Genomic DNA, 16,181 nt, shown 5'->3' with positions numbered 1-16,181 from the left:
AAAGAGCATGGATCGTTATCCATTCCAGCTATCGAAAGGCGGGAACCCCCCCCTGCAAGCGCGCAACAAACTTATGCTCAAAATGTATTCCTTTCTCCTGATGATCGGGATCCTGCCTCAGTTCGCCATAAGGAATACCCTCATGGCTCTCAGTGTACTCGTTACCGGTGCCGTGTTTGCACGGGGATGTGCGTTCCTGACCTATCGGACCGAACGGCAAAACAGCGTCACAAGCTCGATGACCTGGTGGCCGAGCTGACGGCGATCGCAGCCGATTCCGATTCGGAGACGAGCGGAGGGTGAGATAAACGGCTTCACCGTCCTTTAAGGACGATGCGTGTTTATTATTTTTCAAAAAAAGAAGGAGCGTCCTCCCCCCGGGAAAACGCTCCTTCTTTGGTATGCGCGGTGGTGTGCCTTACGCCTGCTGCAAGCTGAGATAGCTCAGCGTGCCCAGATCATAGCTGCGGTGAATGACTTCCGGCTCGCTGCCCTCCGCCCCTGCGCCCAGTGCGATGAAGAAAGGCACGAAGTGCTCCGCCCGGGGGACGGCCTGGCGGGCATGCGGCGCAAGCTCGGCGTAGCGGAAGAGGCTCTCGTAATCCTGCTCTTCCAGCCGGGCGAGCAGCCAGTCATCGAACTCGACCGCCCATGCTTCGGGCGTGCTCTGGCCCCAGCGGAGCATCCGCAGGTTGTGGACCGTTACTCCGCTGCCGATCACAAGGATCTCCTCGCGGTTCAGGCCGCGAAGGGCTTCGCCGATGCGGAATTGGTCCTTCGGCGCGAGGTAAGGGTTCACCGACACCTGTACGACCGGGATGTCCGCCTCCGGATACATCCGGTGGAGCAGCGTCCAGGACCCGTGGTCGAGCCCCCGCTGCGTATCCTGACGGACCGGAATGCCGGCCGCCTTCAGGCGATCCGTTACCAAGCCGGCCACAATCGAGGATCCCCTGGCGTTGTAGCGAACCTCATAGAGCTCGTCCGGGAACCCGCCGAAATCATAGATCGTCTCGTACACTTCATCGGAAGAGGATACCGTTGTTATCTCGCTCTCCCAGTGGGCTGTAAAAATAACAATCGCTTTGGGCCGGATGCCTTTGGCAAGCCTTCCCAAAAAACGCGCATACTCCGTATCTTCGATCGCAAGCATGGGAGAACCGTGGGCAAGGAACATCGAGGACGGAATCATGACAGCATCTCCTTTACTATTTTCATATAGTTACTTTATGTAAGTTAGTATATAACGATATTATATTGCTGTCAACAATATTCGAGTGTCTGTCCGGCGGCCAGTCCGCAGTTACTATCCCCTCCCTCCCCTTCCACTTATTCGTGGGAGAACCGCTTGCGGTACATCCGGGGGGTGACCCCTTCCTGCTTCGTAAAGCAGGAGGTGAAATAGGCCGGCTGGTTAAAGCCCACTTCCTCGGCGATTCGGGCGATCGACAGGTCCGTCTGCAGCAGCTTCAGCTTCGCCTGTTCGAGCCGGTAATGCATCAGGTACTCAAAGGGGGAGCACCCGAATTCCTGCTGCATGCAGCGGGCGATATAGACGGGGTGAAAGTTAAGCGCCTCCCCGAGCATCGGGGCCGTCACCGCCTCCCGGTAATGGGCGCGCAGGTAAGAGGCCGCCCGTTCGGCCACCTTGGCGCCCGGCACCGCGGCCTGGGCCTCCAATGCTCCGCTGAGCTGCTCCAGCACCGATTGGAACGTGAGCTGCAGCTTCCAGCGCGCCCAGCTGCGGTGGGATTCGGGCTCCAGCTCGGTCAGCTGCCGGAGCGGCTCGTAGACCGCCGCCGGGCGCGGCAGACGAATAAACTGCGGAAGCCGCATGGGAAAGGTTTCCATCGTGAAATATTTTTTCTCCTCCCGCTCCCCTGCCGGCTGGCTTGGGAGCGTCTCTGCCGCGCTCCAGGCCCCCGTGGTGCCAAAGTGCAGCCAGTAGTGCTCCGTCGGCTCGAGACAGGGCTGAACCGGATAGTGGTGGCAGTCAGGCCTCAGGATCAGCGCGTGTCCTGCCGTCACGTCATAATGGCGGTCTTCTTCCCCCATGTAGAGACAGCCTGAGGTGACGACAAGCAGATCGAAGACACCGATGCTCCGGCGGTTCGGATGCTTGCGGCCGGGCCTCATCGGCTCGAAGCCGCTCGCAATGTAATACGGCAGCGGCGGTGCCGTGAACTCGAGAATGGTCATGACCTCTCCCCCTGTCTGACTCAGGTTGGAATTGTGATAGTTTTCGTTCGGAATCTGCAACATCGCCCCCAGAATACCTTCTACAATGTGAAATAGCAAGCGGCCGTGTTCCTCAAGGTATCAAAGCAGCACACCGGCATCAGTTCCATGAAAGAAAGGCAGTGGAGAACCCCTATGTTTAGAGAGAAAGCGTCACCCCCGGATAATGAAACCAAACGAATCCCATCCCTGTGGATCCTGACATGGCCTATCTTTATCGAAATGTTCCTGCAGTTCCTGCTCGGCACAGCCGACACCCTGATGGTTTCCCGCATCTCGGATGATGCCGTAGCCGTCGTGGGCATCTCGACCCAGCTGTTCAACGCCATGACGATCCTGTTCATGACCGTTGCCGGCGGCGCCGGCGTGCTCATCGCCCAGAAGCTCGGGGCCCAGCGGCCCGAAGAAGCCCGGACGATCGCCGTTATGGCGGCCAAAATATCCGTAGGGATCGGCCTCGCGATGAGCGCCCTCCTGTTCTTCGGCGCCGAGCCGATCGCCCGGCTCATGCAGCTCGAAGAGAAGCTGATTCCGCTGGCGGTCACCTACATCTCCATTGTAGGCGGCGGCATGGTCCTGACCGCGGCCATGGCGATCCTCAGTACCGCGGTGCGCAACACGGGCAACACGCGCAGCCCGATGTATATTGCCATCGGCATGAACGTCATCCACCTTGTGCTCAACTACGGATTTATTTTCGGGGAGCTGGGGCTTCCCGCCTGGGGACTGACCGGCGTAGCGATCTCGACGCTGGTCTCCCGCCTGCTCGGCACCCTGGTGCTTGCCTACGTCTTCCTGCACGCCTTCCACCGCCGGATCGGCTGGGCGGACCTGCGGCTGTTCGACCGTCCGCTGTTCAGGGAAGTGCTGAAGATCGGGTGGCCGATGGGCGTGAATATGGCCTCCTGGGTGTTCTCCCAGCTGCTTCTCTTCTCCTTCGTCGCCATGCTCGGCGCGGCGGAGCTCGCGGCCCGGACCTACATGAATACACTCGAGTCGTTCTGCTTTATTCTTGGCAACTCCCTCGCGATGGCCGCCCAGATCCGCGTCGCCCACTTGTACGGGGCCGGGATGCGGAAGGAGGCGAACCGCAGCGCCTTCAGCGCCCTGTGGATCGGGCTTGCACTCGTGATGATCAATGCCCTGCTGCTCTTCGTCCTCGGCGACCGGATTCTGCCGCTGTTCACGGCAGACGCCGCCATCATCGCCATCGGCGTCTCGCTGCTTGGGCTGAACCTCGCGCTGCAGCCCTTCAAAATGCTCAATATGGCCATGAACGGAGCGCTGACCGCCATCGGGGATACCCGCTACATGATGACCATCGGCCTGTTCTCCATCTGGCTGGTGGCCACCGGCCTCGGCTATTACTTATCAATTCCGCTCGGGCTCGGGATCCACGGCATCTACATCGCCATGATCAGCGACGAGCTCATCCGCGGCGTCCTGATGCTCCGCCGCTGGAAGCTGCTGCAGCAGCCCGCCCCGCTCGCGCAGCCCAGGAACGAATCGCTGATGATCCAGGGCTAACGGCTCGAAAGCCGGTTTACCGGCACGCTGCATTTCAAGCAAAAAAGACTGCCGCCCTCCGCCCTCAAGGAGGGCGGTTTTTTCGACTTTTTTCACCCTGAAGTCCTATTTCTTTACACACCGTTCACGTCCCATACGCTATACTAGATTTGTTCTCATTTACTAGACTCATCCACAAGAAGACGGTCAAGGAGGCCACACTATGAGCAACAACCGATTCCGCATGCAGCCCAAAGCAGCCAAGGCGCTGCTGGCGGCCATCATTCTTGGAGGAACGGCATTCTCCGGAAGCAGTTCCACCCTGCCTGCCGCTTATGCAGCCGAAGGCACCGCAGCTGCCGCTGCCGCTCTGAACTCCGACATGAAGCTCGCGTTCGACAAAGGCATTGTCGAAGGCTATCCGGGCACCTCGGACCTCGCCGGCAGCCGCACGGTCACCCGTGCCGAGCTCGTGACGATGATCGCGCGTGCAGCCAAGCTGGTGCCGTCCGACAGCTCCCAGACGCCTTTCTCCGACCTGGAGGCTTGGCAGCGTCCCGCGGTGATAAGCGCCGCAGCCGCAGGAATCGTGACCGGGAGCGGAGAGTTCAAGCCGAACGCCGCGGTGACCCGCGAAGAACTCGCTGTCATGATCGGCCGCGCCATGACCAAAGGCAAAGCGCCTGAAGTACATACGGAAGTGCTGAATTATTTTAAGGACGGGGCTTCGATCAGCGAATCCGCCCGTCCGTTCGTGGCCTACGGCGTGCTGGCCGGTCTCTTCCAGCCTGCGCTCGACGGCAATTTCGAGCCGCAGGCCGCCGTCACCCGCGACGAAGCGGTCAAAGCGCTGAAACCGCTGGCGTTCCAGCTCATCGACATTCTCACCACCAACGACATCCACGGCCACATTGAAGTCGGCTTCGACACGAAGCGCAAGCAGGCGCAGGGCGGCATCGAAACCCTCGGCGGCATTGTGAACGACTTCCGTTCCGTCAACCCTGAAGGCACCGTGGTTGTAGACGGCGGCGACGCATGGCAGGGGACGCTGATCTCCAACACGACGAACGGCCAATCGGTCATGGACTCGATGGCGGATGTGGAATATGATGCCGCGGCAATCGGCAACCATGAATTCGACTTCGGGCGCGACGTGCTCATCGAGAATATCAAGAAAGCCGAATTCCCGATTCTCGGCGCCAACATTATCGACGACAAGACCGGCAAGCGCGTAGAGTGGGCTCAGCCTTACGCGATCGTCGAGAAGGCGGGCCTCAAAATCGGCATCATCGGCCTCGCTACGCCGCAGACGAAGACCACGACGAAATCGACGAACATCGAAGGCCTGACGTTCGCCGATCCCGTGCCTTATGCGAAGGAACTCGCGGCTGAGCTCCGGGCGCAGGGGGCCGATCTCGTCATCGTCACCTCCCACCTTCCGGGCGAACAGGATACGAAGTCCCAGGAAATCATGGGCGAGCTCGTCGACCTGGCGAACGGCACCGGCACTACCCTGCTGGATGCGATCGTCGGAGGCCACTCCCACCGCCGGGTAGCAGGCCACGTGAACGGCGTTCCGGTTGTGGAAGCGCAGAGCTGGCTGTATGCCGTCGGCCATATCCAGCTGTTCGTTGACCGCGATACGAAGAAGGTCGTCTCCTCGAACGTCTCCATGCTCGAGACGTATACGAATCTGACGACCGCTGACGAAGAAGTGAAGAAGACCGTAGCCGATTACCAGGCGAAGATCGCAGAAAAGACGAATGAGAAGATTGCCGTAGCGGCCGGGAAGTGGTCGACCCAGTCCTTCCGCTATGCCGTAAACGGCAATCAGGTACGTGACGGCGTGACGCCGATCGGCAACTCCGTCACGGATGCGATGCGCTGGTCGGAGAAGTCCGACATCGCCTTCACGAACATCGGCGGCCTCCGTGCCGAGATCGAAGCCGGCGACGTCACGTACGGCAAGCTGTTCGAAGTGCTGCCGTTCGGCAACTACAACCGGACGGGTACGATGACCGCCAAGCAGATCAAGGCTCTGCTGGAAGTCACCGACAAGTACTCGCAGCTGCCTGCAATTCAATTCTCCGGTCTCAAGGTAGAGTGGGACAACACGAAGCCGGCCGGCGAGAAATACACGAAGATTACGCTGCTTGACGGCACTCCGGTCTTCGTCGACGGCAAGTACAATGAAGCCCGCACGTTCTCGGTAACCACCAACGACTTCATGGCTACAGGCCAAGGCGACGGCTTCACCGCATTCGGTGAAGTGACCGACTGGAAGGACGGCCGGATTATGCTCGACGCTTGGGTGGAATACCTGAAGGAACAGGGAGCTTCCGGCAAGCCGATCTCCCTTCCGCAAGATGACCGCGAGGTTCGTCTGGATCTGAAATAAAATGTTCGGCCCTCATTCTCGTTATAACTAACAAAAGCCGCCTCCCCATGCTGCATGGGAGGCGGCTTTTGTTGTTCAGGCGCGAAAACGGAAATGCAGACGACCGGGATGCTCGAGCCGTCTGTGATGAACAGGAGGATCGGAAGGATACCGTTCGCCAATCCTCCCTAAACCGAGGTCATACGGCAACGGACCGGATGGCCACATGCCGCTCCTTGCTGAGATCGACGAAGGAAGAGCCCGTCCTTATAAGCGGCGAGGTCTTGTCATGCGGATGAATGAGCACGACTTCGCCCACCCGGCCATCGGTCAAGAGCACTTCCCGCCCGAGGAGCCGCTGGGCCATGCCGTTCAGGAAGACCGTAACAATCTCCGGATCGAGCTGCCCGAATACCCCCTGCCGCATCTGTCCGACCACCTCCGTGAACGGCATCGGATCATGATACGGCCGCTTGGAAGACATGGCATGGAACACATCGGCGACGGCGACGATCTTGCTGAGCGGATCGGTCTGGTCCTTCCGCAGGCCAAGAGGGTATCCCTTCCCGTCCCCCCGCTCATGATGCTGAAGGGCAATCAGCGCGATCCGGTAGCTCAGCCCCACCGTATCCTTGAGAAGCTCATACCCGTATACGGTGTGCTTCTTGATCAGCGCATACTCCTCAGGAGTCAGCTTCCCCGGCTTGTTCAGAATCTCCAGCGGAATGTTCACCTTGCCTACGTCATGGAGCGTCGCGCCGAGACTCAGGATGTTCAGTTCCATCTCATCCAGACCCATCCATTTTCCGATCAACGTCGATAGAACCCCCACACCGATGTTGTGCTGATACGTATACTCATCCTGCGCTTTCACGGCCTCGAACAAAGCAAACACATCGTCATTTGCGGCAATCTGCCGGACAGCGGGAAGGATGGTTCCCCGCAGTTCCATGACCGGAATTTTTTTGGTGAGGGCCGTCTGCTCAAACAGCATCTTCGACTGCTCCGCCGCTTTCCGTACCGACTGAACCAAGGAGCCGGATGCCCGGCGGGCAGACTTCGGGTACGACTTCGGGGCCGTTGCCGATACGACAATCTGCCCGGGCTCGATCCCGTGCTTGCCGAAGAGCTCCAGATGCTCCTCTGTCAGGAGCGTCCCTGCCGGTACGATCACCACTCCGGCGTGATTAAACACATCGTGTTTCAGTTGTTTTCCGAGACCGTCGCGCATGCATGTTTCCCCCGCATATGAATCAAAATTGAGAATGATGGAGATGAAGATCAGAAGCAATATCAATTAAGGATCACTATGTATATTCCATATTACAACCACTATACGTATATTCCATATTACAACCACTATACCACACCATACGTCCTAGGACTATAGACCTTTTGTATGGTAAGTAGCACCAAGGATATACCGCCTGCACTCACCAGCCTTACCAGCAAAAAAGCAGGCCCGGGAATCCCCGAACCTGCCGCTCCAGCAGCTGTCCTATGAATGACGCTGCGATGCCCTCCGGCCTGCCTGCTTCTCGAGAACCGCCGTCACTTCCTCCGGAGGCAGCGGCTTGTAGTAATAATAGCCCTGCACCAGACACTCAGCGATGCCCTTCAGCAGCTGCAGCTGCTGCTCCGTCTCCACCCCTTCAACAATGACCTCCAGCTGCAGGCTGTCTGCCATGGCCATGATCGCCCGGACAATCCCCTCATGCTCGGCCCCGACGGTAATCCGGGAGATGAAGGACTGCGCGATCTTCAGCGAATCGACCTGGAAGGTCCGCAGGTAGCCAAGCGATGAGTATCCCGTGCCGAAGTCGTCCATGGAGATCTCGATCCCGAGCTTCTTGAGCCCCTGGAGCGTTTCGATCGTTTCGGCTGTGTTCAGCAGCGCAATGCCCTCGGTAATCTCGACAACCAGCCGTTCAGGCTGTACGCCCGTCTCCTCCAGGATGGCGGCCACGCGCTGCACGAACCGGTTCTGCACAAGCTGCTTCGGAGAGACGTTCACCGCCACTTTGAACAGGGGCAGCCCTCTCCGCTCCCAATCCGCCGCCTGTCTGCAGGCCGTCCGGAGCACCCATTCCCCGATCGAGACGATGAGTCCCGTCTCTTCCGCCAGCGGGATGAAGTCGGCCGGGGAGACGGGCCGCCCATCCTCCAGCTTCCACCGCAGCAGCGCCTCGACCCCCATAATCTCCTCCGACTTGGTGCATACCTGCGGCTGATAAACCAGATACAGCTCCCCGCGCGGAAGGGCCTGCCGCAGCGCATGCTCCATCGCCATGCGCTTCAGAATCTCGCCGCTCAAGACCGGCTCGTAGAATTGGGCCCTGCCCTTGCCCTTCTCCTTCGCTTTATACATAGCGGCATCGGCGTGCTTCATGAGCTCGGCCCCGTCACCCCCATCCGACGGATACAGGGCAATCCCGATACTGGTCGTCGTCAGAATCTCATGGAGCTCGATCTTGTAAGGCTTTGCGATCTCCTGGAGAAGCCGGGCGGACAAGCTTTCCAGCTCCCGCTTCTCTCTCCAGCCGGTCAGCAGGATGGTGAATTCATCCCCGCCGAGCCGCGCCACCAGGCCTCGGCCCTCCACGATGGCCGCAAGACGGCGGGCCACCTGCCGGATCAGTTCATCGCCGACCGCATGGCCCAGCGAGTCGTTGATGTATTTGAAGCGGTCGAGGTCCATGAACAGCACAGCCAGCTTCTTGCCGTCCCCTGCAGCTTCTTCTACCGCCGCCGACAAGCTGCGCTCGAACATCCGCTTGTTCGGGAGACCCGACAGCTCATCATGCATCGCCTGATACTCACTGCTGTGCAGCATATGCTTAAGCCGCCGTACCAGGTCTTCGTTCTCGAAGAGAATCGACAGCTGGCGCACGAGAATCAGCAGGATCATCAGGATCGTGCCAATCACAATGCCATCCACTTCACTCAGCCGCTGCAGCATCAGGAAGCAGAGCAGGAGCAGCGACAGGTAGGGGACGAAATAGCGGAGACGCTTGTTTTTCGCCTCCCAGCCGCCATCCTCATACAGGAGCTGCCCCGTATCCCTGTCCCCTTTCTCCCGCTGAGAATGCAGAGCCGCGATCCCGGAGAGCAGGAGCCCGATGTTCCAGAACGGATCATACCAGCTCCCCACCGCATAGGTGCCGGCCAGAATATCAAAAAAGTACAGGATATCCCCTATCACAAAGGAGGCGAAGCCCACGGTCAGAGACCGCATGACCTGCGGAGACAGCACGCTCTGCTGCTGATAATGCAGCATGAGCAGACCGAGGACCAGCCCCAGATCGCTGGCCGGATACAGTACACCGCTCATCACCAGAATCCAGTCCGGCTCCGCCACCAGCTTTGTCAGATTCGGAGAAATAATGAATTCCCAGGCCAGTGTACAGAGGAACAGGACCACAATCGCAATATCAAAAAGAAACCGCATGCCACGGACGGCACTGACCTGCTTGTACATCACATAGAACAGGGCACAGACAAAGAAGGCGGTCTGCAGGTTCCAGAGAACGTCGGCCATCCCGGCCGCCAGAACGGGCATCTCCCCGCCCTCGATATGGTAATAGCACCAGATGGACTGGGCAGCCGTATAGAAGCAAGCTCCCAGGGTAATCAAGCTCCAGAAGATGCGGAGCAGCCCCCGCTGGCCGAAGACCGCCCGGAGTCCAAGCAGGGTCGCCGCCAGGGGGGACAGCAGCTCCGCCAGGGAGATTATCCCCTCACCGGCATCCGCACCAAGAAGCATTCCCCATAGACCGGCTATGTAAAGAAACGTCAGGAGGTACGCCCAACGGATATGCGTCCAAGATTGTAATGATTTCATATTCATCCAGCCTCTCCGTCATGTAGGCACCGCAGCAGATGTAAGAGAAAAAGCATGGAAGCTTTATGGGATAGGGCGCTTTCCATCCGGCCGTGAAGCCGCCTCCATACCCCTTCATCGGCTGGACATCCGATTTTTTTTAGTTACAAATAAGGGAAGCTCTAAGGTATAATGGGGGCAATGTGGAAGAAACGGAGTGAGACTAGAGAAATGTATACCATGCTGGCAATCGATATCGACGACACCCTGATTACGGATGAGAAAGAAATTACCGAGGGAACGAAGCAGGCGCTTGCCGCTGCCGTGGCGCAGGGGGTGAAAGTGACCCTCGCGACGGGCCGCATGTACGCTTCCGCGAAGCAGCTGGCGGACCAGCTCGGGCTGAATGTGCCGATCATCACCTACCAGGGCGCCCTGGTCAAAAATGCGATCGACGGCCGGGTGCTCTACGAGCGCACGGTACCGGAGGACGCCGCCAAGCAGATCTTCGACTACTGCGAAGCGAACGGTCTGCATCTGCAGACGTATCTGGATGACGTACTCTACGTCAAGGAAGACAACGATAAAGCGAGGGCTTATGCCCAGCTGTCCAATATTCCATACACCGTCCATCCGGACTTCCGGGAGCTGGCGTCAAAGCCTTCCACCAAGCTGCTCCTGATCGATGATCCGGCCCGCCTGGATGAAGTGGCCCTGGAGCTGCGTTCCCTGCTCGGCGCTGCGGTACATATTACGAAGTCCAAGCCGCACTTCCTGGAGATCATGCATCCGGAGGGCACCAAGGGCCATGCGCTCACCTATCTCGCGGAGCACTTCGGCCTTGAGCTCTCGGGCGCCATTGCCATCGGGGACAGCTGGAACGACCGCGAAATGCTCGAGGTCGCCGGACTCGGCGTAGCCATGGGCAACGCAGTGGAATCACTCAAGGACATTGCCGACTATGTGACGTACGGCAATAATGAAGAAGGCGTGAAGCATGTTGTGGAGAAGTACATTCTCCAGACCGTATCCTGAAACCCCCAAAAAAGCAGCGGCCTCCTGGAAAGGGGGCCGCTGCTTTTTGAATATAAGAATGGATATCTCGCGAAGCGTTTATCTCATGCGGCTCCGCGGCCGGACAACCTGTACGTTATTCCTGACAGCATGTTCTCACCTCCCTGCCGGCCGGTGCATAAGCTGTAGGCACCACGATAGGCGGATGACTATCGCGACAGCGATGACCGGCAGAAGCGGTTCCCCCGCGCTTTCGGGCCCGGCATCTAACGGAGGTAGACGGTTTATGGACATTACCCTGGTTTCCCTGCACTGGGCTTACCTGCTTCTGATTCTTGCGATGATCGGCTTCATGGCGATGCGCAGGGATACGACCATCCTCTGCACGGCCGGCATCCTGACTCTCGGGCTGCTCGCCACCCACTCCCTGCCCGCTTCGGTCAGCGGCGTATTCTCCTCCTTCATCTATGCCATCCGGGAACTGCTTGGCACCATCCTCATCATTTCCATCGTCGTTTCGCTCAGCCGCTCGATGACATCCACCGGGATCAATGAAGTGATGATCCGGCCCTTCGCCCGGCTGATCCGCACCCCCGGCCTGGCCTTCTGGGTCATCGGCCTCGTCATGATGGCCATCTCCTTCTTCTTCTGGCCTTCGCCGGCGGTCGCCCTGCTCGGAGCTGTCCTGCTCCCGGCGGCCCAGCGGGTCGGCCTGCCGGCCATCGGAGCCGCCGTGGCCATGAACCTGTTCGGCCACGGCATCGCCCTCTCCGGCGACTTCGTCATCCAGGGCGCCCCCAAGCTGACGGCGGACGCCGCAGGCCTCCCCGTCGCCGAAGTCGTGCAGGCCAGCGTGCCGCTCGTGCTCATCATGGGCGCGGTGACCACGCTGACGGCGTTCTGGCTGCTCCGCCGCGACATGCGGCTCGGCCGGCTGGGCACCGGCAGCACGCCCTTCGCAGCGGATGCCTCCGCAGCCGCCGAGCTGACGCCGCCCTCGGCGCCCTCCCGCTTGAGCCCGGCCGCACGGCGCGCCTTCGCCCTGCTGCTGCCGCTGCTCTTCGCAGCCGATGTAGCCGTGATGATCGCGCTCGATCTGCAGGGCGGCGATGCAACCGCGCTGATCGGCGGCACCGCCCTGCTCGCTATGCTGCTCATCTCGCTCTGCGCCCACCGCGGCCGGGGGCTCGAACAGGCGACCTCCTACCTGACGGGAGGCCTGCTGTTCGGCTTCCGCGTCTTCGCGCCCGTCATTCCGATCGCCGCCTTCTTCTACCTCGGCGATTCGGCCTTCACGGAGCTCTACGGCAAAGTGCTGCCCTCCGGCTCGCACGGCCTGGTCAATGACCTCGGCACCGCTCTGGCCGGGGTTGTGCCCCTCAGCCCCGCCGTCGGCGCCGTGACCCTGACGGCCGTCGGCGCCATTACCGGCCTCGACGGCTCGGGCTTCTCCGGCATCTCGCTGGCCGGCTCGATCGCGCAGCTGTTCGCCGCCGCCATCGGGACGGGGCTGGCGACCCTCACGGCCCTGGGCCAGATCGCGGCCATCTGGGTCGGCGGAGGCACGCTCGTCCCCTGGGCGCTGATCCCTGCCGCCGCCATCTGCGGCGTCAGTCCCTTCGAGCTCGCCCGGCGCAATCTGCTGCCGGTGGCGGTCGGCCTCGCCGTGACGACGGCCGCGGCCATCTTCCTGATCTGAGCGGCTGCCGGCCGGCCCGGCCCCCGGGGCTTGGTTCAGGCCTTACCCTCCCGGTTAATGAATAGTACTACTTACCCTGGAGGCGATTGCCATGCCGAAGAAAATCTATTATATCTCCGTAGGTCCCGGGACGATCGAAGATCAGCAGACGCTCGCCGATCAGCGCAACTATACGTACGACTATCAGGTGGAAGCCTCCGAAGAAGAATATCAGGAGCTGCGCCGGCTGCTTCAGTCCACGGAAGAGACGCAGGACGGAACCTTCGCCCGGGCGCCGATTCCTTACAAATCGGCCGATCACGACCCGGCTACGGAACAGTTCAACGACCGCATGAAGGACCTGTACACCCTTTTGTACCGGATCGGTACGGCGGAGACCAAAGGACACATCGAGAAGATGGGCATTCTCAAGAAGCTCGGGAACACGGATTACGATCTGCCCGGTTACAGTCCGGACGACGCGAATGAAGCCATCGATGCGGGCAACAGACGCTAGTTCAAGGTGAGCATGGGGGAATACAACGAAGGAAGCTTGGCTTCAAAGGTCCGTCAGCCAGACGGCTTTTAGAACCAAGCTTCCTTCTTTTGTAGGTCAGCTTTGGGCGCGGCGGTCATATCATGGTAGGGAGACACAGGCATTCACATGGCGTGGATGCCTCCTACTTCCGTCCCAAAAGGAGAGATCCGTCATGACGTATCCCGTCTATTACTTCGATCCCTACCGCAGCCTGTTCCCCGGGTTTCCCGGCGGACCGGGCAGCTTCCCCGGTGGACCCCCAGGCGGCTTCCCCGGTGGGCCTCCGGGCGGCTTCCCTGGTGGACCTCCGGGCGGCTTCCCTGGCGGGCCTCCGGGCGGCTTCCCTGGTGGACCTCCGGGCGGCTTCCCAGGCGGGCCTCCGGGAGGCTTCCCGGGCGGACCCGGCGGTTTCCCCGGCGGCGGACCGGGCGGTGGTCCGGGAGGAGCGCCCTCTTCCCCGCCCCCGTCGTTCATTCCCCAGAAACAGCAGCAGCAGCCCTCGCTGTATGCCGTGGACCCCGGTAACATCCGTCGGTGCCTGTACCGCTATGTGTACATATGGCAGCGCAACGGCGACCAGTACTGGATTTATCTGACACGGGTCGGCCGCAACTCCATCGGCGGCTTCCGCTGGTACGGCTTCGGCCCTTATGGAACGTGGGTGTTCTTCGGCCTCGACATTGACCGGGTGGATCAGTTCCTCTGCTATTGACGGGTTGAATGAAGAGCTCTGTGCTTCAGGCACAGGGCTCTTCATTCTGTTTCCTGCGGCAGCGCCGATTCCCTCCCCTGCATAAAAAGGACTCCTTTGAACGACGCTATCCTGTAGGGAATCCACTCTGAAAGGATGTGTCCTCTTGAAGGTCGCCATCATGGGAGCCGGGCTGTCCGGGCTCGCCTGTGCCATTACTCTGGAGAAATTCGGAATCGAGCCGGCCATCTTCGAGAAGCGCAGCCGGGTGGGCGACCGCTTCGTCAACGGGGAAATTCTCTTCTCGCTGCTGACCCGCCCGGTTCGCGATTGCATCGCCTACCTGTCGGAGAAGCACGGCATCTATCTGCACCCCACGGCCAATCTCCAGAAGATGACCCTGTATTCGCCCCAGGAGAAGGCGGTCTTCGAAGGACATCTTGGGTTCACGAATGTGCGCGGCAGGGAGCATAACGCGTTCGAAGCCCAGCTGAGCCGTCAGGTGAAAAGCCCCATCCGGTTCCACTCCGAAGAAACGTATGAGGGGCTTCTCAGCCATTACACGCATGTGGTGATGGCTGCAGGAGACGGCGAGTATGCGAAGCAAACTAGGAACTTCCGAGAAGATCTCACGGTGTCCCTGCGGGGAGCCACGGTAGAGGGCACCTTCGACCGCTACGCCGTCTCCGCCTGGTTGGATAACGATATGGCTCCCAGCGGATACAGCTTCTGCATCCCGCTCTCGGATACGGAAGCGACGATCGTCATCGCTTATCCGGATGACCCGCACAAAGAGCCGCCGGACCCCGAGCTTCTCTGGGACCGCTTTTACGAGAGAGCCTGCAGGGACTTGAATCAGCCCCTCCGGATCACCGATCAATTCCAGATTACCGGCTATCCGGTCGGCATCTGCCGTTCCGCCCGGATCGGCAACACCTTCTATGTCGGCAACTGCTTCGGGAGCCTGATGCCTTATCTCGGCTTCGGCCAATTCTCCGCCCTGCTGACCGGGGTTTATGCAGCCTTCGACTTGGCCGGTCAGGGCCATTACGAGGAGTTGACCGCACCGCTGCGGCAGAGCTATGAGGATTCTCTGGTCCTTCGGCGGGCCATGGAGCGGCTCTGCGATTCGGATTATGACCGGATCGTCCGGATGCTCGGCGGCCGGCTTGGCGGCAGACTGATCGAGAACGAACATCTCAATCCGCTCAAGACGATCAGTTTTCTGCTGCGCCCCTATATCAAATGGAAGCAAGGTGTCACCTCATAAATGGAAAGCGGAGATGAAAAGCTCATGTCTACCCCCACGCCCCGGCTCACCGGTTCCGAAATCGGATATCTGTGGACAGGCTATATGATCGACGACATGTCGCAGTGCGTCCTTGGCGTCTTCGAGCAGCAGGCCGGCGATCCCGATGTGCTGCGGAGCATAGCGCTCGCCTTGAATCTCGCCCGCTCCAATAACCAGGAGCGAACCGCACTGCTCACCGGGAGGGGTTTCCGCTGCCCCGCGGATTCGCGGAATCGGATTGCGCGGCCTCCCTCCCGGCCCTCTTCGGCGAACGCTTCTTCCTTTACTACTTATTGCTGGGAGCACGGTTGGGGCTCCACTTCTATGCGGAATCGCTCTCGGTTTCAATCCGTCAAGATGTCCGATCTTTTTGTGCGGAGCGCCTGTCGGCAGCTTCCCGTCTCTACGGGGAGATCCTAGATACCATGCTTTCCAAGGGCTTATATATTCGCCCCCCTGTCATTCCCGTGCCCGAAGCGCCCGAGCAAATACAGAAGCCGAGCTTCCTGCAGGGATGGTTCGGCGATACCAGGCCGCTGCACAGCGTGGAGATCGCCAACGTCTACAAGGGCATGGAGCTGGCCGGCCTGATCCATGCGATCTGTACAGCCTTCGCCCAGACCATGGAGCGCAAGGACCTGCAGTCGCTGTGCACCCAGGGAGCGCAGACCGCCGTGGAGCATCTGGAGCGGCTGGGAGGCCTGCTGGAACGGGATGACCTCCCGCTGCCGCCTTCCCTTCTGAGCGATGTGTCAGGCTCGCAGACCCCCTTGTTCTCGGAACGCCTCATGCTCTGCCACATCTCGGGTTTGTTCGGCTCGCTGATCACGCATTACGGGCAGGCCCTCGGCTCGGCGATGAAGCATGATGTTGTCGCCGCCTTCCTCGCCCTGATTGCTGGAGCCGGAAATTATACGGAGGATGTAACCGAAGCACTCATCAGGAACGAGTGGCTGGAGAAGACGCCGGGGGCTCTGGACAGGGAGTCGCTTCTGGAGCATCCGAAGTAATCGGTGCAGGAGCCCGGC

12 protein-coding genes and 2 pseudogenes are annotated in these 16,181 nt (G+C 60.2%); 10 read left to right on the top strand and 4 right to left on the bottom strand.

What is annotated here, in order from left to right:
• Positions 1–418: 418 nt before the first annotated feature.
• Both PM3016_RS04310 and PM3016_RS04305 read right to left on the bottom strand, forming a co-directional pair.
• Positions 419–1,192 carry a DODA-type extradiol aromatic ring-opening family dioxygenase gene (locus tag PM3016_RS04310; RefSeq protein ID WP_014368550.1) on the bottom strand — a complete coding sequence of 258 codons (774 nt, stop codon included), beginning with the start codon at positions 1,190–1,192 and terminating at the stop codon, positions 419–421.
• A gap of 137 nt (positions 1,193–1,329) precedes the next feature.
• Positions 1,330–2,199: a helix-turn-helix transcriptional regulator gene (locus tag PM3016_RS04305; protein WP_041617734.1), complete on the bottom strand. Its 870-nt coding sequence runs from the start codon at positions 2,197–2,199 to the stop codon at positions 1,330–1,332.
• 174 nt (positions 2,200–2,373) lie between these two features.
• On the opposite strand from PM3016_RS04305, the gene PM3016_RS04300 reads away from it, so the two are divergent.
• Together PM3016_RS04300 and PM3016_RS04295 are read left to right on the top strand one after the other, a co-directional pair.
• Positions 2,374–3,765, top strand: a complete 1,392-nt coding sequence (locus tag PM3016_RS04300; RefSeq protein ID WP_013914689.1) for an MATE family efflux transporter — start codon at positions 2,374–2,376, stop codon at positions 3,763–3,765.
• Positions 3,766–3,967: 202 nt separating this feature from the next.
• Positions 3,968–6,142: a 5'-nucleotidase C-terminal domain-containing protein gene (locus tag PM3016_RS04295; RefSeq protein ID WP_014368548.1), complete on the top strand. Its 2,175-nt coding sequence runs from the start codon at positions 3,968–3,970 to the stop codon at positions 6,140–6,142.
• 178 nt (positions 6,143–6,320) lie between these two features.
• Here the strand turns inward: PM3016_RS04295 and PM3016_RS04290 are convergent, their stop codons facing one another.
• Positions 6,321–7,352, bottom strand: coding sequence for an HD-GYP domain-containing protein (locus PM3016_RS04290; RefSeq protein WP_014368547.1), 1,032 nt, complete (start codon positions 7,350–7,352; stop codon positions 6,321–6,323).
• Positions 7,353–7,619: 267 nt separating this feature from the next.
• Positions 7,620–9,962, bottom strand: coding sequence for a putative bifunctional diguanylate cyclase/phosphodiesterase (locus PM3016_RS04285; protein WP_014368546.1), 2,343 nt, complete (start codon positions 9,960–9,962; stop codon positions 7,620–7,622).
• Positions 9,963–10,172: 210 nt separating this feature from the next.
• Here PM3016_RS04285 and PM3016_RS04280 point away from each other — a divergent pair, with 210 nt between their 5' ends.
• The 8 genes and pseudogenes from PM3016_RS04280 to PM3016_RS39320 all read left to right on the top strand — a co-directional run bounded on the left by PM3016_RS04280 (position 10,173) and on the right by PM3016_RS39320 (position 16,163).
• Complete coding sequence (locus tag PM3016_RS04280) at positions 10,173–10,976, top strand: Cof-type HAD-IIB family hydrolase (protein WP_013914685.1); 804 nt, start codon at positions 10,173–10,175, stop codon at positions 10,974–10,976.
• A 265-nt stretch (positions 10,977–11,241) separates the two neighbouring features.
• Positions 11,242–12,654 carry a hypothetical protein gene (locus PM3016_RS04275; RefSeq protein WP_014368544.1) on the top strand — a complete coding sequence of 471 codons (1,413 nt, stop codon included), beginning with the start codon at positions 11,242–11,244 and terminating at the stop codon, positions 12,652–12,654.
• A 91-nt stretch (positions 12,655–12,745) separates the two neighbouring features.
• A complete protein-coding gene (locus tag PM3016_RS04270) occupies positions 12,746–13,150 on the top strand; it encodes a hypothetical protein (protein WP_014368543.1) in 405 nt (134 codons plus the stop codon).
• A gap of 193 nt (positions 13,151–13,343) precedes the next feature.
• Positions 13,344–13,883, top strand: a complete 540-nt coding sequence (locus PM3016_RS04265; protein ID WP_014368542.1) for a hypothetical protein — start codon at positions 13,344–13,346, stop codon at positions 13,881–13,883.
• Positions 13,884–14,028: 145 nt separating this feature from the next.
• Positions 14,029–15,132, top strand: coding sequence for an NAD(P)/FAD-dependent oxidoreductase (locus tag PM3016_RS04260; RefSeq protein WP_014649433.1), 1,104 nt, complete (start codon positions 14,029–14,031; stop codon positions 15,130–15,132).
• Positions 15,133–15,324: pseudogene (locus PM3016_RS41055) on the top strand (DUF3231 family protein); the annotation flags it as partial.
• Between the two features lie 122 nt (positions 15,325–15,446).
• Positions 15,447–15,569 (top strand): annotated as a pseudogene (locus PM3016_RS41280) (DUF3231 family protein); the annotation flags it as partial.
• 9 nt (positions 15,570–15,578) lie between these two features.
• A complete protein-coding gene (locus PM3016_RS39320) occupies positions 15,579–16,163 on the top strand; it encodes a DUF3231 family protein (protein WP_238540439.1) in 585 nt (194 codons plus the stop codon).
• Positions 16,164–16,181 lie beyond the last annotated feature (18 nt).

The organism is Paenibacillus mucilaginosus 3016, from assembly GCF_000250655.1.
GTDB classification, from domain to species: Bacteria; Bacillota; Bacilli; order Paenibacillales; family NBRC-103111; genus Paenibacillus_G; species Paenibacillus_G mucilaginosus.
The sequence above is the reverse complement of the archived record's forward strand: the minus strand, read 5'-3'. Positions and strand labels throughout refer to the sequence as shown.